General features: G+C 69.8%; 20 protein-coding genes. 14 read left to right on the top strand and 6 right to left on the bottom strand.

Annotated features, from left to right (window positions below):
- Positions 1 to 4 precede the first annotated feature (4 nt).
- The 7 genes from C1707_RS10895 (at position 5) to C1707_RS10925 (ending at position 6328) form a co-directional block, all read left to right on the top strand.
- Positions 5 to 466, top strand: coding sequence for an Lrp/AsnC ligand binding domain-containing protein (locus tag C1707_RS10895; protein WP_058348359.1), 462 nt, complete (start codon positions 5 to 7; stop codon positions 464 to 466).
- A 96-nt stretch (positions 467 to 562) separates the two neighbouring features.
- Positions 563 to 934 (top strand): response regulator transcription factor, encoded by a 372-nt coding sequence (locus C1707_RS10900; protein WP_101715780.1) that lies wholly within the window; start codon positions 563 to 565, stop codon positions 932 to 934.
- Positions 935 to 1012: 78 nt separating this feature from the next.
- Positions 1013 to 2617, top strand: coding sequence for a PAS domain-containing sensor histidine kinase (locus C1707_RS10905; RefSeq protein WP_101715781.1), 1605 nt, complete (start codon positions 1013 to 1015; stop codon positions 2615 to 2617).
- Positions 2605 to 3927: an MFS transporter gene (locus C1707_RS10910; RefSeq protein WP_101715782.1), complete on the top strand. Its 1323-nt coding sequence runs from the start codon at positions 2605 to 2607 to the stop codon at positions 3925 to 3927. Before C1707_RS10905 ends, C1707_RS10910 begins: the two co-directional genes overlap by 13 nt.
- A complete protein-coding gene (locus C1707_RS10915; protein WP_101715783.1) occupies positions 3924 to 4535 on the top strand; it encodes a response regulator transcription factor in 612 nt (203 codons plus the stop codon). The genes C1707_RS10910 and C1707_RS10915 overlap by 4 nt, the downstream gene beginning before the upstream one ends.
- A 9-nt stretch (positions 4536 to 4544) precedes the next feature.
- A complete protein-coding gene (locus C1707_RS10920) occupies positions 4545 to 5090 on the top strand; it encodes a helix-turn-helix domain-containing protein (RefSeq protein ID WP_101715784.1) in 546 nt (181 codons plus the stop codon).
- Positions 5091 to 5164: 74 nt separating this feature from the next.
- Complete coding sequence (locus C1707_RS10925) at positions 5165 to 6328, top strand: MFS transporter (protein ID WP_101715785.1); 1164 nt, start codon at positions 5165 to 5167, stop codon at positions 6326 to 6328.
- A 7-nt stretch (positions 6329 to 6335) separates the two neighbouring features.
- Here C1707_RS10925 and C1707_RS10930 read toward each other — a convergent pair whose 3' ends face one another.
- Both C1707_RS10930 and C1707_RS10935 read right to left on the bottom strand, forming a co-directional pair.
- Positions 6336 to 6767, bottom strand: a complete 432-nt coding sequence (locus C1707_RS10930) for a hypothetical protein (RefSeq protein WP_145998499.1) — start codon at positions 6765 to 6767, stop codon at positions 6336 to 6338.
- A gap of 119 nt (positions 6768 to 6886) precedes the next feature.
- Positions 6887 to 8686 (bottom strand): IlvD/Edd family dehydratase, encoded by a 1800-nt coding sequence (locus C1707_RS10935; protein ID WP_101715787.1) that lies wholly within the window; start codon positions 8684 to 8686, stop codon positions 6887 to 6889.
- A 448-nt stretch (positions 8687 to 9134) separates the two neighbouring features.
- Between C1707_RS10935 and C1707_RS10940 the strand changes: the two genes are divergently transcribed.
- From C1707_RS10940 to C1707_RS26095, 4 genes are all read left to right on the top strand, one after another.
- Positions 9135 to 10055, top strand: a complete 921-nt coding sequence (locus C1707_RS10940) for a Gfo/Idh/MocA family protein (protein ID WP_101715788.1) — start codon at positions 9135 to 9137, stop codon at positions 10053 to 10055.
- Positions 10056 to 10168: 113 nt separating this feature from the next.
- Positions 10169 to 11689 (top strand): aldehyde dehydrogenase (NADP(+)), encoded by a 1521-nt coding sequence (locus tag C1707_RS10945; RefSeq protein WP_240633909.1) that lies wholly within the window; start codon positions 10169 to 10171, stop codon positions 11687 to 11689.
- 423 nt (positions 11690 to 12112) lie between these two features.
- Positions 12113 to 15352 carry an autotransporter outer membrane beta-barrel domain-containing protein gene (locus C1707_RS10950; protein WP_101715790.1) on the top strand — a complete coding sequence of 1080 codons (3240 nt, stop codon included), beginning with the start codon at positions 12113 to 12115 and terminating at the stop codon, positions 15350 to 15352.
- Between the two features lie 8 nt (positions 15353 to 15360).
- Positions 15361 to 16086 carry a response regulator gene (locus C1707_RS26095; RefSeq protein ID WP_164467325.1) on the top strand — a complete coding sequence of 242 codons (726 nt, stop codon included), beginning with the start codon at positions 15361 to 15363 and terminating at the stop codon, positions 16084 to 16086.
- Positions 16087 to 16210: 124 nt separating this feature from the next.
- On the opposite strand, the gene C1707_RS10960 is transcribed toward C1707_RS26095, so the two are convergent.
- The gene (locus tag C1707_RS10960) at positions 16211 to 16717 is read right to left on the bottom strand and encodes a hypothetical protein (protein ID WP_101715791.1); all 507 of its coding nucleotides are present in this window, start codon (positions 16715 to 16717) and stop codon (positions 16211 to 16213) included.
- Between the two features lie 195 nt (positions 16718 to 16912).
- Between C1707_RS10960 and C1707_RS10965 the strand changes: the two genes are divergently transcribed.
- Entirely contained in the window at positions 16913 to 18226 is a 1314-nt protein-coding gene (locus C1707_RS10965; protein WP_101715792.1) for a M20/M25/M40 family metallo-hydrolase, read from the top strand.
- 873 nt (positions 18227 to 19099) lie between these two features.
- Here C1707_RS10965 and C1707_RS10970 read toward each other — a convergent pair.
- From C1707_RS10970 to C1707_RS10980, 3 genes are read right to left on the bottom strand one after another with little or no spacing between them, the layout of a single operon-like run.
- Positions 19100 to 19537, bottom strand: a complete 438-nt coding sequence (locus C1707_RS10970; RefSeq protein ID WP_101711507.1) for a flagellar basal body protein — start codon at positions 19535 to 19537, stop codon at positions 19100 to 19102.
- Complete coding sequence (locus C1707_RS10975; protein WP_101711506.1) at positions 19534 to 19869, bottom strand: rod-binding protein; 336 nt, start codon at positions 19867 to 19869, stop codon at positions 19534 to 19536. The genes C1707_RS10970 and C1707_RS10975 overlap by 4 nt, the downstream gene beginning before the upstream one ends.
- On the bottom strand, positions 19869 to 20984 hold the full coding sequence (locus tag C1707_RS10980) for a flagellar basal body P-ring protein FlgI (RefSeq protein ID WP_101711505.1): 1116 nt from the start codon (positions 20982 to 20984) through the stop codon (positions 19869 to 19871). The genes C1707_RS10975 and C1707_RS10980 overlap by 1 nt, the downstream gene beginning before the upstream one ends.
- Positions 20985 to 21219: 235 nt before the next feature.
- On the opposite strand from C1707_RS10980, the gene fliX reads away from it, so the two are divergent.
- Positions 21220 to 21648 (top strand): flagellar assembly regulator FliX, encoded by a 429-nt coding sequence (gene fliX / locus C1707_RS10985; RefSeq protein WP_101711504.1) that lies wholly within the window; start codon positions 21220 to 21222, stop codon positions 21646 to 21648.
- 223 nt (positions 21649 to 21871) lie between these two features.
- On the top strand, positions 21872 to 22300 hold the full coding sequence (dksA, locus tag C1707_RS10990; RefSeq protein WP_058346549.1) for an RNA polymerase-binding protein DksA: 429 nt from the start codon (positions 21872 to 21874) through the stop codon (positions 22298 to 22300).
- The last annotated feature ends 149 nt before the right edge of the window (positions 22301 to 22449 follow it).

Here is a 22449-nt window from a genome sequence, read left to right on the forward strand (position 1 = left end):
ATCCATGTCTGCTCTAGACGATACCGATCGCCGGCTTCTGCGCGTGCTGCAGGCCGACGGCCGGATCACCAACGCCGAGCTGGCCAAGCGCTGCAACCTCTCGCCGGCGGCCACCTTCGACCGCGTGCGGCGCCTGCGCGAGCGCGGCTTCATCACCGGCTACGCGGCGCTGCTCGACCCGGCCAAGGTCGACCGGGCGCTGCTGATCTTCGTCGAGGTGGTGCTGGACCGCACGACTGGCGAGGTGTTCGAGGACTTCGCCGCCGCCATCCGCCGCGCGCCCGAGGTGCTGGAGTGCCACATGGTGGCCGGCGGCTTCGACTACCTGATCAAGGCCCGCGTGCGCGACATGGATGCCTATCGCAGCTTCCTGGGCGACATCCTGGTGAAGATGCCGGGCGTGCGCGAGACCCGCACCTATGCGGTGCTCGAAGAGGTCAAGAGCACGGTGCAACTGCCGCTTTAGTCGCCGCCTAACACTTCCGTATGATTTCGCGCCGGGCCGGGGCGTGGAAACAAGGGGCGAAGGCCGGCGCATCGCGGGCCCAGGAAGGACCAGGCCTTGGCCAGCCCCGCGCGCATCGCGATCATCGACGACGACACCTCCCTGCGCGAAGCCCTGATCGCTCTCGTCCGATCGGTCGGGCATGTGGGCACGGGGCACGGGTCGGCGGAGGATTTCCTGGAGTCGGGCGAGGCGGGCGCCGCCGACTGCCTGATCACCGACATCCGGCTGCCGGGGCTCAGCGGCGTGGACCTGGCGCTGCAACTGCGGGCGGCGTCGACGGGACCGCCGGTGGTGATCATCACCGCGCGCACCGAGACCGCCCTGCTGGCCAGAGCGGCGCAGAGCGGGGCGCTGTGCGTGCTGCGCAAGCCGTTCGCGGCCGACGACCTGCTCGATTGCCTGGAAAGAGCGCTGGCGGACCGTTGAGGCCCGAATGGGTGTTTCCGGCGCGCGCCGCGCCGGTCAGTAAGGCGTGAGGCGAGGGACGCGGGGAGGCGGACCGGGATGCAGGCAGACGATGCGTCGATCCTCGACATGGTCGAAGACGGCGTCGTCGTGCGCGACGCGCGCGGCCTCGTGCTCGGCTGGAACGCCGCGGCCGCGAGGCTGTACGGCTTCTCGCGCGACCAGGCTCAGGGCAGGCCCGTGCATGAGCTGCTCTCGACTCGCCATCCCCTGACCGTCGCCGAGATCGAGCGGCGGCTTCTGGCAGACGGCGCCTGGGAGGGCGAGGTCGGGCGCGTGGCGGCCGATGGCCGGGACCTGCGCGTCGGCGTCCGCTGGCGGGTGCGGCGCGACGCCGACGGCGCGCTGCGCGACGTGGTCGAGATCGCCCGCGACCTTGGCGGCCTGGAGCGCGAGGCGCGCCAGGCGCTGGAAACCGAGCACCGCTACCGCAACCTCTTCCACGCCACGGCCGCCTCGTTCTGGGACCTCGATTTCAGTGGCGTGCGGCGAATGCTGGAGGATCTCTTCAACGCCGGCCTGACCGATCCGCGCGCCTATTTCGCCGCCAATCCGGCCTTTCTGCGCGCGGCCATCGACTCCACGCGCGTCGTCGACGTCAACGACAAGACCCTCGAGATGTTCGGGGCGACGCGCGCGGCGCTGGTCGGCGCGACCATCGGGCCGTTCTGGCCCGAGGCGAGCCAGGGCGTCTTCGCCGCCAGCCTGATGGCGGCGATCGCCAACCGGCCCAACTTCGTCGCCGAGACCGTGCTGTCGCGGGCCGACGGCTCGCCGCTGGAGGCGCTGCTGACCGTGGCTTGGCCCGTCGAGAACAAGGGCAAGGGGACGGTTCTGGTCGGCGTCATCGACATTTCCGAGCAGGCCGCGGCCCGCCGGGCGCTGGAGCGGGCCCAGGCCGATCTGGCCCACGCCGCCCGGGTGGCGATGCTGGGCGAGCTGACCGCCTCGATCGCCCACGAGGTCAACCAGCCGCTGGCGGCCATCGTCACCAACGGCGAGGCGGGCCTGCGCTGGCTGGGCCGCGCCGAGCCCGACGTGGCCGAGGCCCGCGTGCTCAACAGCCGCATGGTCGCCGACGCCCGCCGGGCGGCCGACATCATCGCGCGCATCCGCCAGATGGCCCAGCGCGGCGAGCCGCGCCGGGAGATCATCGCCGTCCGGGGTCTGGTCGAAGAGGCCGCCCAGTTCCTCGGCCACGAGATCCAGGGACGGGGCGCGAGCCTGGCGCTCGACCTGCCGCCGGACCTGCCTGAGGTCGCCGGCGACCGCACCCAGCTGCAGCAGGTGGTGGTCAATCTGGCGATGAACGCCCTGCAGGCCATGGCCGCCGCCGACAGTCCCCTGCGCCGGGTGACGCTTCGCGCGGCGAGGGACGGCGAGGGGCTGGTGCGGGTCACGGTCGAGGATACTGGGCCGGGGATTCCCGAGGCGGCGCTGCCGCGCCTGTTCGACAGCTTCTTCACCACCAGGGCGACCGGCATGGGCATGGGGCTGTCGATCTGCCGCTCGATCGTCGAGGCGCACGGCGGGACCATCGAGGCCCGGAACGTACAAGACGGCGGCGCGATCGTCGGCTTCACCGTGCCGGCCGGCGACGTCGTGGGCGACGTTCGGCACGCGGGGGATCCATGCGCATCTTGACCAAGGCCGCCTACGCCGCGCCCAGCGTCGGCTTCGCGGGGATCAGCCTGCCGCTGCTGATCTTCCTGCCGGCCTTCTACGCGGCCGAGCGCGGGCTGCCGGTCGCGGCCGTCGGCGCGGCCTTCGCCATCGTGCGCCTGCTGGACATCGGCTTCGATCCGCTGATCGGGGCGGCCATGGACCGCACGCGCTCGCGGTTCGGACGCTTCAAGCTTTGGATGGCCCTGGGCACGCCACTGCTGATGGTTTCGGTCTGGTGCCTGTTCATGCCGCCGGCCGGCGCGGGCATGGCCTGGCTGGTCGTCAGCCTGGTCGGGGTCTACGCGGCCTGGTCGATCTGCTTCGTGGCCCAGCTGGGCTGGGGCGTGGCGCTGAGCGGCGACTACGCCGAGCGCAACAGCGTCTTCGGCTGGTGGCAGGCGGCCTATCTGGTCGGCAGCCTGGCGATCTCGGCCCTGCCGATGCTGCCGGGCCTGCGCGGCGACGCGGCCGCCGTCGTGCCGGCCATGGGCCAGTTCATTCTGATCGCCGCGCCGCTGGGCGTGGTCGTCGCCCTGCTGCTGGCGCCCGAGCCGCCGTCGGGGCCGCGTCCCAAGGTCGCCGCCAGCGCCTATCTGAAGCTGCTGGTCCGTCCCAATGTCGCGCGGCTTCTGGTCGTCGACCTGCTGATCGGCATGGCGGTGGCCACCAACGGGGCGCTATTCTTCTTCTACTTCGGCGCCACGAGAGGGCTGTCGACCGGACAGGCGGCCGTGCTGCTGTTCGCCACCAACGCCGGATCGCTGGCGGGCGTGTGGCTGTGGAGCCGGCTGGGCGGCGCGCTGGGCAAGCACAAGGCCGCCATGGCGGCGTTCCTGGCCTATGCGGCGCTGCTGGCGGTGGTCCACCTCGCGCCCTTCGGAGCGCCGCCGGCCGGCGCGGCGCTGATGCTGGCGTTCGGCGCGACCCTGTCGGCCGGACCGGTGCTGGTGCGTTCGATGCTGGCCGACGTCGGCGACGAGGAGCGCCTGCGGACCGGCGTCGACCACACCGGCTTGCTGTCGGCCCTGTTCGCCAATTCCAACAAGCTGGGCGCGGTGATCGGACCGGCCGCCGCCTTCGCGCTGCTGGGCGCGGCGGGCTTCCAGCCGAAGGGCGCGGTCAACGCGCCGGGCGCGCTGGCCATGGTGGCGGCCCTGGCGATCTGGGCGCCGCTGGCGGTAGGGCTGCTGGCGGCCCTCGTCGTGCGCGGCCACGCCCTGACCGCCGAGGCCCATGCCGCCGTCCGCGCCCGGCTGGACCTGGCCGCCGAAGGCGGCGAGGCCGCATGAGCCGCTCGCCCGCCGTCCACGTCATCGACGACGACGCCTCGCTGCGGGGCGGGCTGGAGAGCCTGTTCCGCTCGGTGGGCCTGGACGCGCGCGGCTATGGTTCGGCCCAGCAGTTCCTCGAGGCCAACGTGGGCGACACGCCAGGATGCCTGGTGCTGGACGTGCGGCTGCCGGGCCTGAGCGGCCTCGACTTCCAGGCTCGCCTGGAGGCGCTGGGCGTGCGGCTGCCGGTGGTGCTGATGACCGGTCACGGCGACATCCCGATGAGCGTGCAGGCGATGAAGGCCGGGGCCGTCGACTTTCTGTCAAAGCCGTTCCGCGAGCAGGACATGCTCGACGCCGTCAACACCGCCCTGGAGCGCGACGCCGCCCGCCGGGCCGGCGACGCCGACCTCGTCGCCCTGCGCGCGGCCTACCAGACGCTCAGCCCGCGCGAGCGCCAGATCATGGCCCTGGCTGCGAGCGGCCGGATGAACAAGCAGATCGCCCACGAGCTGTCGCTGAGCGAGGTCACGGTGAAGATCCATCGCGGCTCGGCGATGCGGAAGATGGCCGCCCGCACCTTCGCCGATCTGGTGCGGATGGCCGACGCCCTTGGCCTGAGCTAGACTGGCGGCATGATCCACGACCTGCCCATCGGACTGGCTCTGCGCCGCTTCCGACGGCTGAACGCCGTCAAGCAGGGCGCCGTGGCCGAGCTGCTGGCCGTCTCGCAGGGAACGGTGTCGCGCTGGGAGAGCGGCGAGCACGAGCCCGACGAGGCGCATCGCGAGCGGATCGCGGACCTGATCGCCGCGCGGGCGGGCGAGGGGAGCGACGCGGCGATCCGGCGTCTGGTCGAGACCTCGTCCCAGGCCGTGCACCTGGTCTGCGACGCCACCCACCAGCTGCTGGCCGTGTCGCCCGCGCGGCTGGCGTCGTGGCGCATCGACGCGGCCGACTATCTGGGCGTTTCGCTGTGGCGCTTCGCCAGTCCCGAGATCGCCCGGGCCCAGGAGGCTCTCGCCGGCGCGGGCTGGTTCGAGCGGCCCTACCAGCGGATCCGCTTCGAGACCGGCGCCAACGACAGCCCCGAGGTTCCGGTCGTGCCGGGCCTGACCGAGTGGGAGACCATTCCTCTGGCCGACGGCCGCGTGGGACGCCTGACCACCACCATCGGCTGACGCCTCGATGCGAAGGACGCGCCGCGCATAAGTTTTTCGTGTCGCGCGAAGCCGCATCGGTCTAGGGCGGCGCCATGCTGCGTTCCTGGTCCAACATCGTCGCCCTCTGGCTCATCGGCGTGCTGGCCGCCGCCCAGCTTCCCAAGATCGCCGTGCTGGTTCCGGTGCTGCGCCAGGAACTGGGCCTGTCGCTGGCCCAGGCGGGCCTTCTGGTCTCGCTGCTGGAGATCGGCGGCGCGACCCTGGGCATCGCCGCCGGCCTGGCGCTGGGACGTTTCGGCGGCCGCCGCTTTCTGGCCATGGGCCTGGTCGGCCTGCTGGCCGCCAGCCTGGCCGAAGCGTTCGCGCCCAATGTCGCGGTTCTGTTCGTCGCCCGGGCGCTGGAGGGCGTGGCCTATCTGCTGTTGGTCATCGCGGCGCCGACCATGATCGCCGCCGTCGCCTCGGACAAGGCGCGCGGGCCGGCCCTGGCCCTGTGGAGCACCTTCGTCGCCGTGGGCGTGGCGGTCGGCAGCGGCGTCACGGGCCTGGCCATGGGGCTGAGCGGCCCGCGCGGGGCCATGCTGCTGTGGGCGGTGCTATGCGCGCTGGGCCTGCTGGTCGCCCTGCGCCAGCCCAGGGGCCAGGTCGACCGCGCCCGCATCGCCCTGCCGCCGCCGGCCGCCTGGGTGCTGACCTTCGGTTTCGGGCTCTACACGGTCTTCATCTGCGCCCTGACCATGCTGCTGCCCAGCTTCCTGATCGAGAAGGCCGGCGCGGGAGTCGCCGGCGCCAGCCTCGCCACGGGTCTGGTCTCGCTGGCCGCCCTGCCGGGCTCGGCCATCGCCATCCGCATCCTGCACGCCGGCGCCCTGGATCGCCGCCGCATGACCCTGGTGGTGGTTCCGGCCCTGCTGGCCACCGCGGCGGTCGCGCCCTTCGTCTTCCTGTGGGACAGCGCCCTGCTGGTCGCCGCCGTCGCCTTCGCGGTGGTGCTGCTGAGCGGGATCGCCTCGCCGCTGGTCTTCGCCCGGCTGCCGGCCATGGCCGGCGGCAGCGACGGGCCGCGCATCGCCGCCGCCAACGGCCTCCTCACCCAGTTCGGGGCCGGCGGCGCCCTGATCGGCCCGCCGCTGGGCGGCCTGGTCGTCGGCCGTTTCGGCTGGGAGGCTCTGGGCGTCGTCGTCGCCGTACTCGCGGTCGGCATGCTGGCGGTGCTGCTGGCGGCCGAGCGGATGGCGCGCGAAAACGGGCGCTGAGGCGGCGTCAGACCGGCGGTGCTGCGGCCGCTATAATGGCGCCCTTGGTGTTCTCGTGGGTCAGGATGGCCTTCTTGCCCGTGCTCCTGGCCAGGAGCTCCATGAAGTGGCGCAATACGTCGAGCTCACGCTGGCCCTGCACTTCGCGCGGATCGATGTCGAACTCGATCTCCGCGTCGTCGAAGAAGTGGCAGTTGAACCGGACGCCTTCGACGGTAAGCGTCAGAAGGAAGGACGTTTCTTCCCGGCGATCGAAAATTGCCTGGGGGCGTAGCGGAAGCAACGCCGGCTCGCCCGCCTCGTAGAAGCTTGGCGGCGGCTCCAGGTCGCGCAGCGCGTCGAGCGTTCGTCGCCAGTCATCCAGCGTAGCGTCCAGCACGTAGATGTCGCGCCAGGAGCCATCCCATTCGAATTCCGCGGCGACGTCGATCCAGTCCATGAGCTCTTTAAGCAGGTCGGGACCCATACGCCCAGGCGAATGGCCGGGGCGGCTCGCCCAAAGAAGAAAGCCGCCCGGGTCGCCCCGGACGGCTTTCTGTCTTCAGCGACGCCGACGGCTCAGTGGCTGTCGCGCGGCAGGCCCTTGGTCTGGGCGATGCGCTGGTACTTCACGGCCGGCTCCAGCACCGCGCCGGTCTCCATCTGGCCGACGATGGCGCGCTGGATCTCCTGCCACGGGGTCTGGCTTTCCGGGTACTTGTAGCCGCCGGCGGCTTCGAGGGCCTTGCGGCGCTCGGCCACTTCCTCGGGGCTGATCAGCACGTCGACGCGCGACTTGCGCAGGTCGAAGCGGACGCGGTCGCCGGTCTTCAGCAGGGCCAGGCCGCCGCCGACGGCGGCTTCCGGCGAGGCGTTGAGGATCGACGGCGAGCCCGAGGTGCCCGACTGGCGGCCGTCGCCGATGCAGGGCAGCTGCTTGATGCCGCGCTTGATCAGGTAGTCGGGCGCCCGCATGTTCACCACCTCGGCCGAGCCGGGATAGCCGACGGGACCGGCGCCCCGCATGAACATGATCGAGTTCTCGGTGATGCCGACCGACGGGTCGTCGATGCGGTGGTGGTAGTCTTCCGGACCGTCGAACACCACGGCGTTGCCGACGAAGGCGTCCGGGTCTTCGGGGTTCGACAGGTAGCGGTCGCGGAACTCGCCCGAGATCACGCTCGTCTTCATGATCGCCGAGTTGAACAGGTTGCCGCGCATGACGACGAAGCCGGCGCGCTCGACCAGCGGACGCTCGTACGGGCGGATGACGTTCTCGTCCTCGATCACGGCGTCGCGGCAGGCGTCGCCCATGGTCTGGCCCGAGACGGTCATGACGTCTTCGTGGATCAGGCCCTGCTTGATCAGCTGGGCGGTGACGGCCGGAACGCCGCCAGCGTGGTAGTAGTCCTCGCCGAGGTACTCGCCGGCCGGCTGCAGGTTGACCAGCAGCGGGATGTTCTCGCCCTTCTCCTGCCAGTCGTCGACCGACAGCTCGACGCCGACGTGGCGGGCCAGGGCGTTCAGGTGGATCGGGGCGTTGGTCGAGCCGCCGATGGCCGAGTTGACGGCGATGGCGTTGAGGAACGCCTCGCGGGTCAGGATGTCCGACGGCTTGAGGTCTTCCTTGACCATGTCGACGATGCGCAGGCCGGTCAGGTAGGCGTTTTCCTGGCGGTCGCGGTACGGGGCCGGGATGGCGGCCGAGCCGGTGAGCGACATGCCCAGCGCCTCGGTCAGCGAGTTCATCGTCGTGGCCGTGCCCATGGTGTTGCAGAAGCCGGTCGACGGAGCCGAGCTGGCGACCAGCTTGATGAAGCCGGCGTTGTCGATCTCGCCGGCGGCCAGCATCTCGCGGGCCTTCCAGACGATGGTGCCCGAGCCGGTGCGCTCGCCCTTGTACCAGCCGTTCAGCATCGGGCCGACAGACAGGGCGATGGCGGGGATGTTGACGGTGGCGGCGGCCATCAGGCAGGCCGGGGTGGTCTTGTCGCAGCCGATGGTCAGCACGACGCCGTCGATCGGGTAGCCGTACAGGGTCTCGACCAGGCCCAGGTACGACAGGTTGCGGTCCAGACCCGCGGTCGGGCGCTTGCCGGTTTCCTGGATCGGGTGGACCGGGAATTCGATGGCGATGCCGCCGGCGGTGCGGATGCCTTCACGCACGCGTTCGGCCAGCACCAGGTGGTGGCGGTTGCAGGGCGACAGGTCCGAGCCGGTCTGGGCGATGCCGATGATCGGCTTGCCCGACTGCAGCTCCTCGAGCGTCAGCCCGTAGTTCAGATAGCGCTCGAGATAGAGCGCCGTCATGTCCACGTTGTCGGGATTGTCGAACCAGGCCCGCGAACGAAGGGTGCTGGGCGCGGACTTGGTGGTCATGTCGGTCCTGTTTTCCTCGATCGATCCAACCGGATCGCCTCGCCGGGCGAGGTTTATACTATTTGTCTGACTATACCGACGAGGGCGGAGCGTCAACGACCGCCATGGCGGGGAAACGTCGCATGGCTTCAAGGTCTTGCGAGCCGATCGCAAGAGCCGAAAAGGCGCTCGAACGCCGATGATAGCGCTCACATTCTAGCCTTGGCCGACCGGTCGCGCCATCCATGACGTTGTTCGTCCAGCGCGGAATATGTAGGACCAATGCGCGCCGAGGTCGAGCGCCGAAGCCTGGTATCGTCATCACGGCGACGGTGTGCTCCTTTGCCGGCCGGGTAGATCGCCCGTTTTCGCGGTCCTGTTTGACAGGCGCGGGGAGGGCGTTATTTGTCTGACTAATCTTACAGAGGTCGCGAGGCGCGGCCCGAACCATCGTCAGGTGTCCGTCCAGATGACTATCCGCATCGCCATCGTCGGCCTGGGCAAGATCGCCCGCGACCAGCACCTGCCGGCCATCGAGAAGGACGCCCGGTTCGAACTGGCGGCCGTGGCCAGCCGCAGCGCCGGCGTCGACGGCGTGCCGCACTTCACCGACCTTGCCGAACTGCTGGCCTCGGACGTCCAGTTCGACGCCGTCGCCCTCTGCACCCCGCCGCAGGTGCGTCACACCATCGCCCGCCAGGCCATCGACGCCGGCAAGCACGTGATGCTGGAAAAGCCCCCGGGCGCGACCCTGAGCGAGGTCGAGGACCTGAAAGCCGCCGCCGCGGCCAAGGGCGTCACCCTTCAGACCACCTGGCACTCGCGTTACGCCACCGCCGTCGCCCCGGCCCAGACCTGGCTGTCGGGCAAGACCATCAAGTCGGTCCAGATCAACTGGAAGGAAGACGTGCGCGTCTGGCACCCCGGCCAGACCTGGATCTGGCAGGCCGGCGGCCTGGGCGTCTTCGATCCCGGCATCAACGCCCTGTCGATCGCCACCGTCGTGCTGCCGGCCTTTTTCCTGGAGAAGGCGACGCTGCACGTGCCGGAGAACTGCCAGTCGCCGGTCGAGGCACAACTGACGTTCCGCACCGTGACCGGCGCGCCGGTGAAGGCCGATTTCGACTTCCTGCAGACCGGCGAGCAGAGCTGGGACATCATCATCGACACCGACGGCGGCGAGCTGAAGCTGTCGCACGGCGGCTCGCGCCTGTGGGTCGACGGCGTGCTGGCGCACGAAGGGCCGGACGAGGAATATCCGGGCCTCTACGACGCCTTCGCCCGCCTGATCGCGGCCGGCGGCTCGGACGTCGACGTCAGCCCGCTGCGCCACGTGGCCGACGCTTTCCTGCTGGGCGAACGGGTTACCGCGCCGGCCTTCGTCGAATAGACGGCAACCTATGCCAAATAGGCATTGGTTGCGCTAACATTGAACTGACAACCGGGCGCGGAACGGCCTATATGCGGGGCCATTCCCGTCCGACAGAACGCGAGCGTCCGCCCATGACTGAACTCCGCAGCCTGAACCCCGCCACCGGCGAGCACTTCGGCGAGGTCTTCCCCGAACCGACCGCGGAGCAGATCGAGGCGGCCCTGGCCGCCGCGAACGCCGCCTTCGACGTCTATCGCGAGACCGATCTCGAGACCCGCGCGGCCTTCCTCGAAGGCGTTGCCGCCGAGATCGAGGCCATCGGCGACGCGCTGATCGAGCGCGCCATGGCCGAGACCGGCCTGCCGCGTCCGCGCCTCGAAGGCGAGCGTGGCCGCACCACCGGCCAGCTGCGTCTGTTCGCCAAGACCGTCCGTCAGGGCGACTTCCTAGGCGCCCGCATCGACCCGGCCCAGCCGGAGCGCAAGCCGCTGCCGCGCGCCGACCTGCGCCAGCGCTTCATCGGCCTGGGCCCCGTCGCCGTGTTCGGCGCCAGCAACTTCCCGCTGGCCTTCTCGACCGCCGGCGGCGACACCGCCGCGGCCCTGGCGGCCGGCTGCCCGGTCGTGTTCAAGGGCCACCCGGCCCATCCCGGCACCGCCGCCCTGGTCGGCGCGGCCATCAGCAAGGCCGTCGAGAAGGCGGGCCTGCCGGCCGGCGTGTTCTCGCTGCTGACCGGCCAGACCCACGAGCTGGGCGGCGCCCTGGTCCGCGACAGCCGCATCAAGGCCGTCGGCTTCACCGGCTCGCGCGCCGGCGGCGTGGCCCTGATGAAGATCGCTAATGAGCGCCCCGAGCCCATCCCGGTCTATGCCGAGATGAGCAGCGTCAACCCGGTGATCCTGTTCCCGCACGCCCTGGCCGCTCGCGCGCAGGCCCTGGGCGCGGCGTTCGTCGGCTCGCTGACCATGGGCTCGGGCCAGTTCTGCACCAACCCGGGCCTGATCTTCGCCCTGGCCGGTCCGGACTTCGACGCCTTCGTGGCCTCGGCCGCCGCCGCCCTGTCGGCCGCTCATCCGCAGGTCATGCTGACCCCGGGCATCTTCGGCGCCTACGAGCAGGGCGTCGAGAAGCTGGGTTCGCGTCCGGGCGTCACCGTGGCCGCCCGCGGCCTGGTCGGTGAAGGCTGCAACCAGGGCCAGGGCGCCCTGTTCGTGGTCGAGGCCGAGACCTTCGCCGCCGACCCGGCCCTCAGCCACGAGGTGTTCGGCTCGTCGTCGGTGATCGTCCGCTGCCCGGACATCGCCACCCTGGCCGGCCTGCTGGAAGGCCTGGAGGGCCAGCTGACCGCCACCCTGCACCTCGACGCGGAAGACGCCGAACAGGCCCGCGGCCTGCTGCCGATCCTCGAGCGCAAGGCCGGCCGCATCCTGGCCAACGGCTGGCCGACCGGCGTGGAAGTGGCCCCGGCCATGGTCCACGGCGGTCCGTTCCCGGCCACCTCGGACGGCCGTTCGACCTCGGTCGGCACCCGCGCCGTCGAGCGCTTCCTGCGCCCGGTCTGCTACCAGGACCTGCCCGACGTGCTGCTGCCGGCGGCCCTGAAGGAAGCCAACCCGCTGGGCGTCAAGCGCGCCATCGACGGCGTGCTGTAAGAAGAGACCGATCCTTCGGGACGGAGAGAAGCGCGCGGGGGAAACCTCGCGCGCTTTTTCCTTTTTCAGAACAGCCGCTCGACCAGCAGCCAGACGCTGAAGGCTAGGCTCATGGCGGGGATCAGCACCTTGCCCATGGCGGGGCTCCTTGATCGATGGAGCCATCATCGCCGATCGCGGAATCGGGGGCTTGGACGCGGCCGCCCAGCCGTGAACATTCTTGCGACGACGTCTAAATCGAGGGTTTCGCCGCCTCGCCGCAACACTTGGCGGGCGAGCCGGAACGCTGGCGACAACCTTCCGGCCGCTTTGAAACGGTAGTGTATCGGCGCGGCCCCGGCGGTAGCGGCGCGGTAATTTGCGAGACACGCCTGGGCCATGCAGGGCCCCTAAGCCTCGGAGGTTCCTTAAAGCGGGTCCTCCATGTCGCGTAAGCTTCTGATCCTCTCGGCCGCCGCCCTGCCGATGCTGCTGCACGCCGCCCAAGCGGCCGCCGAGACGGAAGTCACCAGCAGCAGCCGCACGACGCCGATCGCCACCTCGACGGCGGCCAGCGGCGCGGCAGACGACGTCAAGGTCACGACCGACGGGGTGATCACCTACGGCTCGCAAGGCGCGATCGCGACGGTCGACAGCAGCAACACCCTGACCAACAACGGCACGCTCAAGAGCGTCGACGTTTCGAACTCCACCGGCATCCTGATCAACGGCGGCGTCACCTCGACGGTGACCAACGGCGGCACGATCAGCCTGACCGAGGACTACGACTACGTCGATAGCGACAGCGACGGCGACTATGACGGCCAGTTCGCGCTGGGGACCAACCGCTACGGCATCCGTCTGACCGGCTCGGGCGACTATACCGGCACGATCGAGAACACCGGCTCGATCAGCATCGAGGGCAACAGTTCGGTCGGGATCATGCTGGAGTCGTCGGTGATCGGCGACATCCTCAATTCCGGCTCGATCACGGTCACCGGCGACGACGGCTATGGCATCCGCAACACCGCCAAGGTGACGGGAAACATCGTCAGCGACGGCTCGATCAGCGTGCTGGGCGCCAATAGCGTCGGCCTGGCGGTCGACGGCGAGGTCGACGGCTCGGTGATCGTCCAGGGCACGATCACCGCCACGGGCTATCGATACACCAGCCGCTACACCGATCCCGACGACGAGGCCCTGCTGGACGCCGACGACCTGCTGCAGGGCGGCTCGGCGATCAGGATCACCAGCAACGTCTCCAAGGGCCTGGTGCTGGACGCGCCGCCCGAGGACACCAACGACGACACCACCGACGACGAGGACGGCGACGGCGTGGCCGACGACGAAGAGGGCACGGCGGCCGTCTACGTCTATGGCGGCGCGCCGGCGATCCAGATCGGCTCCGACAGCCAGGCGGTCACCCTCGGCTCGGCCGGAGAGGGGATCTACGACTATGGCCTGGTGATCCGTGGCGCGGTCGGCGCCTACGGCGTGCATGCCGGGGTCACCGCCACCGGCGTGCAGATCGGCGGCTCGGCCGGCTACGAGGCCCTGGTCACCAACGGCATCAACCTGGAAGGCTCGATCTCGGCCAGCGCCTACGAGGCCGACGCCATGGGCCTGCACCTGACCTCGGGCGCGATCGCTTCGATCCTCGACAACAGCGGCGCGCTGAGCGGCGCGGTCGAGGCCGAGGGAAGCTCGAACGCCTACGCCCTGCTGATCGACGCCGGCGCGACGATGAACTCGGTCGTCAACAGCGGCAGTATCGTCGCCACCCTGTCGGGCGAGACGGGTAACGCCAACGCCATCGTCGACAATTCCGGCACGCTGACCAGCATCACCAACACCGGCACGATCGCCGCCTACGTGGTGGCCACCGACGACGACTACGACACGGACGACAGCAACACCGACGCTTCGGACGAGACGGTCACCGGCAAGGCGATCGCCATCAACCTGAAGGCCAACACCACGGGCGTCACCATCACCCAGACCGGCGTCGACGACGGCGACGACGGCGACGACGGGGTGGCCGACACCGATACAGACGGCGACGGCGTGGACGACGCCGACGAGCCGGCGATCATCGGCCAGGTGCTGCTGGGCTCGGGCGACGACACCCTGAACCTGCTGAACGGCACGCTCTACGGCGACATGTCGTTCGGCGACGGCGCCGACACGCTGAACATCGACGGCACGGCCCATGCGATCGGCGGCCTCTACGACAGCGACGGCAGGCTCTCGATCAACATCGGCGACGGCGGCCTGCTGATCACCAACACCGACACCATCAAGGCCACCAGCCTGAACCTGGGCTCGGAAAGCAGCCTGGTGTTCACCGTCGACCCCACCGCCGGGACCTCGACGCAGCTGGTCGTCGACACCGCCACCATCGCCAGCGGCGCCAATCTGGGCCTGGTCTTCAACAACCTGCTGACGACCGCCAGCACCTTCAAGGTGATCTCGGCCGGGACCCTGACGGCCGGCACGATCGACCAGGACCTGCTGGGCGACGCGCCCTACATCTACGTCGCCAGCGCCTATACCCAGGACAACGACGTCCTGATCGACGTGCGCCGCCGCACGGCCGCCGAGGCCGGCATGACCACGGGCCAGGCCAGCGCCTACGACGCGACCTTCGCCGCGCTGAGCGGCAATGACGACATCGCCAGCGCCTTCCTCAGCCAGTCGACCAGCGACGGGTTCTACAACCTCTACAACCAGATGCTGCCCAGCACGGGCGAGGGGATGTTCACCACCCTGCAGGCCGTGCAGCAGCAGATCTCGGCCTCGACGGCCATCCGGCCCGACGGCCAGGATCGCTACGGCCCCGACAGCGTCTGGGTGCAGGAGATCAACAGCCTGGTGCGCATCGAGGACGGCGAGAACCTGGGCTCGGACACCAAGGCCACCGGCCTGGTCGCCGGCTACGAGGCCATGGGCGACGCCGGCGGGGCGCTGGGCGTGACCCTGGCCTTCGTCAGCCTCGAGGAGAAGGACACCGCCGCCAAGGTCGGCGAGGAGACGACCGCCTCGCTGTTCCAGGCCGGAACCTACTGGCGGCGGTCGGTGGGCGGCTGGCGCTTCAACCTGGGCGGAGGGCTCGGCTACATCCGCTTCAACGGCGACCGCAGCTTCATCAGCGAGGACGTCGACGGCGACGGCGAGGCCGACGTGGCGGTGACCAACACCGCCGCCTGGAACGGCTTCACCGCCAACGCCTTCGCCGGCGTGGGCTATGAGCACAGGTTCGGCCGCAACTACATCCGCCCCGAGGCGCGCCTCGACTACGTCTATCTGTGGGAAGGTCAGCGCAAGGAGCACGGCGGCGGCGAGGGCTTCGACCAGACCGTGGCCTCGCGCAAGTTCGACAACCTGTCGGGCGACATCGGCGTGGCCTTCGGCCGCGAGTTCGGCAAGGAGGTCTGGGTCCGTCCGGAGGTCCGCGTCGGCTACCGCAGGACCCTGGCCGGCAAGTACGCCGACACCACGGCCTGGTACTCGGGCGGCACGCCGTTCACGATCCTCGGCAACGCCTCGCGCACCGACGCGGTGACGCTGAACCTGGCCCTGCGCGCCGGCTCCGACCTTTCCTATTTCGCCCTGGAGGGCGGGGCCGAGGCCTCGCGTCGCCAGACCCGCTATTCGGCCCGGCTCGTCGGCCGGGCGATGTTCTGAGAACGCCCGTGAGACCCCGCCTGCTCATCGTCGACCCCGACGTCGACTCCCGCGCCGCCATCAGCTCGCTGCTGGGCCGGTTCGACCTGGAAGTGCTCGAGGCCGCCTCGGCCCGCGAGATGGACCAGATCCTGGGCCGCACCCAGATCGAACTGGTCGTCATGGACATCCTGCTGCCCGACGAGGCCGGCCTGTCGGTCTGCGCCCGGCTGCGCCGCCTCAACCCCGCGCCGGGGGTGGTGGTGGTCAGCGCCGTGGACGACGAGAGCGACGTGGTCGTGGGCCTGGAGATGGGCGTCGACGACTATATCGCCAAGCCGTTCCGACCCCGCGAGACCGCTGCCCGCATCCGCGCCGCCGTGCGCCGCCGCCAGGCCTGGCGCGCGCCCGAGCCGGTGGCCGCCCCGCCGGTCTACCAGTTCAGCGGCTGGCGCCTGAACGTGGCCACCCACGAGCTGTTCGACCCGCGCGGCGACTCGGTGAACCTGTCGTCGGCCGAGTTCCTGGTGCTGTGGACCCTGGTGGCCAAGCCCCAGCAGATCCTGACCCGCGACCAGCTGCAGCAGGGCCCGCCCGAGGCCCGCAGCAAGGCCCCGCCCCAGCAGATCAACGTCACCATCAGCCGCCTGCGCAGCAAGCTGCGCCGCGCCGAGGGCGGCGCCCAGATGGTGCGGACCGTGCGCCACGCCGGCTACATGTTCGCGCCGCGCGTGGACAGGGTGCACGCGGATTGACCGTGCGTCCTTCGAGGCCCGCTGCGCGGGCGCCTCAGGATGAGGAACTCAGTACGGGAACGTCCTCATCCTGAGGTGCGAGCCCCGGCCTTGAGCCGGGGAGAGCCTCGAAGGACGCAAGGCCTTACCGCTTCCGCACGAACACCAGGCTCTGGTCCGGCGGGCCGGGCTTTCCGTCGATGTCCTGTTCGACGAGGATGGTGTCGGGGGCGGTGACGCCGACGCGCATGCTCTGGCGGCGGCCCGTCTGGCCGTGGGTCATGACCGCCACGCTGGACGGACCGGTGCGCTCGACGCTGAGGGTCACGAAGTTGAAGTTGACCACGGCCCTCGTCGGGGCGCCGTCCAGCGGCGCGTCGGCGAACTGGATGGCGGCGACGCCCTCGTCGTCCTCCTCGACCAGCGTCCAGGCGATCGCCTTGCCGTCGTCCTTGGTGACGTCGAGCTCGCCGCTGATCGGGGCAGCGCCGGTCAGGGCCTCGTTGAAGCGCGAGCGCGACAGGTCCAGCGTCCACTTGCCGGCGACGCCCAGCGGACCGGTCGCGGGCGCCTGGGCTTGCGCCAGGGCAGGGGCGGCGGCCAGCAGCAGGCCAAGGCCCGCGAGCGCGGCGGCGGCTTTGAGGTGGGCCATGGCGTGGGTTCCGGACGGTTGGGCTTACGAAGGGTCAATGTCGGGTGGCGAGCGCCGTTCGTCCAGAGGAGGCCGCCAGGTCTTTTGAGGCCAGGTCTTTTGGGGCCAGGTCTTTTGGGGCCAGGTCTTTTGGGGATTGCCAAGCGGACGGCCGCGCCGCTCTGGTCGGGGCCTGAAGAATCGGAGCCTTCGCCCATGCGCCGTCTGTCGCGTTCGATGCTGTTCGCCGCCTCGCTGTTCGCGGCCGGCGCCCTCTACGGCCCCGAGGCCGACGCCGCCGAGAGGTCGGACACCTCGGTCAAGGCCGTGCAGAAGATCGTCGGCGGTCCCGGCTTCAAGGCGGCGGTCAAGCAACTCGACGCCGACTACGACCGCACCGTCGCCGACATCGTCACCCTGACCGAGATCCCCGCGCCGCCGTTCAAGGAAGAGCAGCGCGCCAAGGCCTATCTGGAGATGCTCAAGGCCGTTGGCCTGTCCGACGTCGAGATGGACGCCGAAGGCAACGTCATGGGCGTGCGGGCCGGGACGGCGACCAAGGGCAAGGGCCCGTTCGTAGTCATCGCCGCCCACCTCGACACCGTATTTCCCGAAGGCACCGACGTGAAGGTCAAGCGCGAGGGGACCAAGCTGTCGGCCCCCGGCATCGGCGACGACACCCGCTCGCTGGCGGTGCTGCTGGCTTATGTGCGGGCCATGGACGCGGCCAAGATCCGGACCAAGGCCGACATCCTGTTCGTCGGCAATGTGGGCGAGGAGGGGCCGGGCGACCTGCGCGGGGTCAAGCACCTGTTCAACCAGGGAAAGTACAAGGGCCGGATCAGCGCCTTCTTCTCGATGGACGGCTCGGACCCCTCGCGCATCGTCGACCGGGGCGTAGGCTCCAAGCGCTACCGCGTCACCTTCAAGGGTCCGGGCGGCCACAGCTACGGCGCGTTCGGCGTGGTCAATCCGATGACGGCCATGGCTCAGTCGGTGGTCGACCTCTACGCCGTCAAGCCGCCGGCCGACCCCAAGACGACCTTTTCGGCCAGCGTCGTGGGCGGGGGCACCTCGGTGAACTCGATCCCCAACCAGATCTTCCTGGAGTTCGACATGCGCTCGGAAAGCGCCGCCGAACTGGCCAAGCTGGACCAGACCTTCATCGGCATCCTCGACAAGGCCGTGGCCGGCGAGAACGCCGCCCGCTCGACCAAGCCGGGCGTCGTCTCCTACGACGCCAAGGTGATCGGCGAGCGCCCGGCCGGCGGCACTGACCCGAACGCGACGATCGTCACGGCGACGGCGGCGGCGATCTCGGCCCTGGGCTTCAAGCCCGAGCACGAGGCCTCGTCCACCGACGCCAACCTGCCCATGAGCCTGGGCATCCCGGCCATCACCATCGGCGCCGGCGGCAAGGGCGGCCGCGCCCATGCCCTGGACGAATGGATCGACGTCGAGAAGGGCGAGACCCTGAAGGGCATGCAGGTCGGCCTGGCGGCGCTGCTGGCCGTGGCGGGGGTGGAGTAGCATCGCCTTCCGGCGAGGCCCCCTCCGGCCCTCCGGGCCACCTCCCCCTTCAGGGGGAGGATCTTTGGGCACGGCTTTCCCGCCTCACGCGGAAATCCGCTGAGCTGATGGAGAGGGCGCGGGGCGTCCGGGCCTCGCCCGGATGTGTTTGTTTCAAGTACCGTTTCGACGAAGCAGAACGCCCCGCGCGATCGTTATTCCTCAGGCCGGGGCGCGCAGGCCCCTTCCGCCTTGTGCCCCTTCCCCACGCAGAGCTCCCCGTTTCTTGACGGCCAGGAGTGCGTGCTAGGCGCGGACCCTTGGGCGGGCGGGAGCCTAGTCAGGCAAGCTCCCGATGGATGGGTTTACGTCCCCCATCCTCATTTAAGCCTTCAGGCCCGGCTCACGCCGCTCCTTCAGCCCCGCTCGATCGCATCCGCGTCGCCGCTTCGGGCCGGATCCTTGCGCCCTCTCCCTGCGACGGGATGCAGTGATTATGCGGGCGGTCTGGATCCGTCTGATCCAGCACCGTGAGAAAGTTGCAAGGTGCTGATCGTGTTCGGGTCTTTTCGCTGAACGCAGAGGATCGACGGGGCTGGATCCCCGTCAAAGCTTCTCACCTGCGCCCCCAAGCCCAACCCAATTCTGCCTTCCTCGCCCTTGTGGCGAGGATCCATGGTTCAACCTGCTCAGACCTTTCGAGGACTGCCCAAGTCTGAGCAGCGGCCGGCATGGACCCTCGCCACAAGGGCGAGGGAGGCAGTGTTGGGGGTTGGTAGCGAGAAGGGCCGCTTCGGGAGTGCACTTGGTCCTGACACGGCGGCGCAAACGGAACGGCCGCGTCACCCCCATCCCAACCCTTCCCCCATCGAGGGGGAAGGGCTTTTGAGAGCCTCAGGCCTTGCGGTTGAGCGTGATCGCGGTGGCGTTGTTGGCGTAGCCGGCGCCTTGGGCGCTGGGGCCGTAGCCGGCGGCCTGGGGGCGCTGGGCGGCGATCTCGTTGGCGACGGCGCGGACGAGGCCCTCGGTGACGGTCTTGGCGGCGGCGATGGCGCGCGACTGGCGGGCCAGCACGGCGTCGAAGGCCTCGGTGGCGCGGACCAGCCGGCGGCGGCGGTCGGGCTGGGCGGCCTGGACCAGGGCGACGTTGCCGCGCACCCGGGCCGACTCGTGACGGTAGACGTTGGCCAGCTTGGCCGTCTCCTCGACGTGGCGGGCGGCCTCGTGCGGGCGGCGGGCCTCGAAGGCGGTGGCCTGCCTGGCGATCAGGTCGGTCAGGCGCTCGGTCAGGACGATCAGCTGTTCGACGCGTTCGTCTGCTGGGCTCATCATTGGGCGACCTCCTGCAGACCCTGCATCTTCAGCATCTCGCGCTGGACCGTGGCGGCCACGCCGACGCCGCCGGACTTGGTGACTTCCTTGGCCATGGCGTCGGTCAGCAGCGACTTGAACATCTCCTCGCCCTGGCCGCCGCCGAACGGTTCGGGGGTCTTCACGCCCTCGAACATCGACTGCATCATCACCGACAGGAACGAGGCCTCGAACTTCTGCGCCGTCTCCTTGATCTTGCCGCGCTTGAGCAGTTCGGCGGCCGAGGAGGCGGGCGGGGGCGAGCTGGCGGTCAGGCCGGTGATCGGCGGCGAGGTGAGGGCGAAAGTGCTCATCACATCACCTCGATGTCGGCTTGCAGGGCGCCGGCGGCCTTCACCGCCTGCAGGATGGTGATCATGTCGCGCGGGGTGACGCCCAGGGCGTTGAGGCCGCCGACCAGGCTCTTGAGCGACGCGCCGCCGCCGAGCGTGATCAGCTTCTTGCCCTTTTCCTCGTCGATGCTGATCGCCGACTGCGGGACGACCGTGGTGCGGCCCTGGCTGAACGGGGCGGGCTGGCTGACGGCCGGGGTCTCCTGGACCGAGATGGTCAGGTTGCCTTGCGCGATGGCCACCTGGCTGATGCGGACGTCGTCGCCCATCACCACCACGCCGTTGACCTCGTCGATGATCACCTTGGCCGGGCCGTCGGGCTCGACTTCCAGGTTCTCGATGGCGGTCACGAAGCTGATCATGTCCATGCCGGCCGGCGAGCGGATGGCGACGATGGTCGGGTTCTGGGCCTGGGCGCAGCCCGGGAACTTGGAGTTGATGGCGTCGGCGATGCGGCGCGAGGTCGTGAAGTCGGGGTTGCGCAGCGACAGGCGCAGCTCGCTCATGGCCACCATCTGGAAGCCGGTCTCGCGCTCGACGTCGGCGCCGGCGGCGATGCGGCCGGCGGTCGGCACGCCGCGGCTGATCGAGCTGCCCGAGGCGCCGCCGGCCGAGACGGCGCCGGTCTGCACCTGGCCTTGCGCGACGGCGTAGGTCTGGCCGTCGGCGCCCTGCAGCGCGGTGACCAGCAGGGTGCCGCCCTGCAGGCTCTTGGCGTCGCCCATGGCCGAGACCGAGACGTCGATCTTGGAGCCGGTGGCGGAGAACGGCGGCAGCTTGGCCGTGACCATCACCGCCGCCGAGTTCTTGGCGTTGAGGTTGGCGTCGCGGACGTTGACGCCCTGGCGTTCCAGCAGGGCTTCCATGCTCTGCTTGGTCATCGGCGCGTTGCGCAGGCTGTCGCCCGTGCCGTTGAGGCCGGTGACGATGCCGTAGCCGATCAGGTGGTTATCGCGCACGCCTTCGACGGCGACGATGTCCTTGATCCGCGACTTGGCGGCGGCCGGGGCGGCGACAACGGTCATGGCCGCGAGGGCCAGGCCGGCGAGAACGGAGCTGAAAAGTGAACGACGCATGGACTTCCACACCGAGGACGCAATTCCGTCGCGGTCCATGCCAGAACCGGGCCAACGCAAAAGGTGAGGAAAATCAATGAGTCGGGGCGGCAAAAACGCGTGCGACAATCCTGTCCGGCAGATTCTGCCCGGCATTAACCATACCGCAAGCGGGGCCCTCGAATATGAGTTCTCATCGGGGGGCGCGACTCCCTATATGTAGGCGTACCAGACCAGCTGTGGAGCGACGGTCGTCATGAAGGTTTCGAGCACGGGAGGCGTGGGCGCGGCTGGCGCATCACGCGCGCGGCCGACGGGCGGCGGGTCCAGCTTCGCGCTGCCCACGGTCGGCGCCGCCAGCGGCGCGGCCGGCGTGGCGGCGGCCGGCGGCCTGGCCGGCGTCGGCTCGCTCGACGCCCTGCTGGCCCTGCAGGCCAACGCCGATCCGATGGAGCGCAAGCGTCGCGCCATCCGCCGGGCCGACGACATCCTCGACATCCTCGACGGCCTGAAGATCGCCGTGCTGGACGGGGAGGTTTCCCCCGGCACGATCGACAAGCTCAAGCGCGTCGTCCGCGAGCATCGCGAAGCCGTCGACGATCCGAAATTGCAGAGCCTGCTCAACGAGATCGAGACGCGCGCCGCCGTAGAAGAGGCCAAGCTGGCCGTCATGCGCGGCGCGTGAGGAGCGGCGGGATGGAACCTCAGGCCCTTTCCCGCGATTTTACAGCCCCGGTCGGTGCGGCGAAGCTCGCCGTAAGCGTGAGTCGCCGTCGCCCGCATGGGCGGCTTTCGGGCGCTCGCGCGCCTGAATGCGCCGCTCATGCGACGTTCATTGAACGGGGCTATCGTTTTGGTATAAGCACACCGCCCGCTGAGGGCGGAGTTCATCGGGGCGTGAGGCGTTGATGCAGACGGCCACTGTTCTTAAAGAACCGGACACCTATCGTCCTTCGGACGACGAGCCTTTCATGAACGAGCGTCAGCTTGAGTATTTCAAGCAGAAGCTGCTCGGTTGGAAAGAAGAGATCCTCCGCGAATCTCGCGAGACGGTGTCCCATCTTCAGACTGAAACTGAAAACCATGCCGACCTCGCCGACCGGGCGTCGTCGGAAACCGACCGAGCGCTGGAACTGCGGACCCGCGATCGGCAACGGAAACTGATCTCGAAGATCGACCAGGCGTTGCGCCGCGTCGAAGACGGCAGCTACGGCTACTGCGAAGAGACCGGCGAGCCCATCGGCCTGGCCCGTCTCGACGCCCGCCCGACCGCCACCCTGAGCCTCGAGGCCCAGGAGCGTCACGAGCGCCGCGAACGCGTCCACCGCGACGACTGAGGCCTTTCGGCCTCGACTGATGTGTTTCGAACAGCCTCGCCCGAAAGGGCGGGGCTGTTTTTGTTTGGGCGAAGACCCTCCCCCTGAAGGGGGAGGTGGCCCGAAGGGCCGGAGGGGAAGTTCCTGCTGAGGCCGGCTCCCTCGCCGAC

It is taken from the genome of Caulobacter flavus, assembly GCF_003722335.1.
Lineage (GTDB): Bacteria > Pseudomonadota > Alphaproteobacteria > Caulobacterales > Caulobacteraceae > Caulobacter > Caulobacter flavus.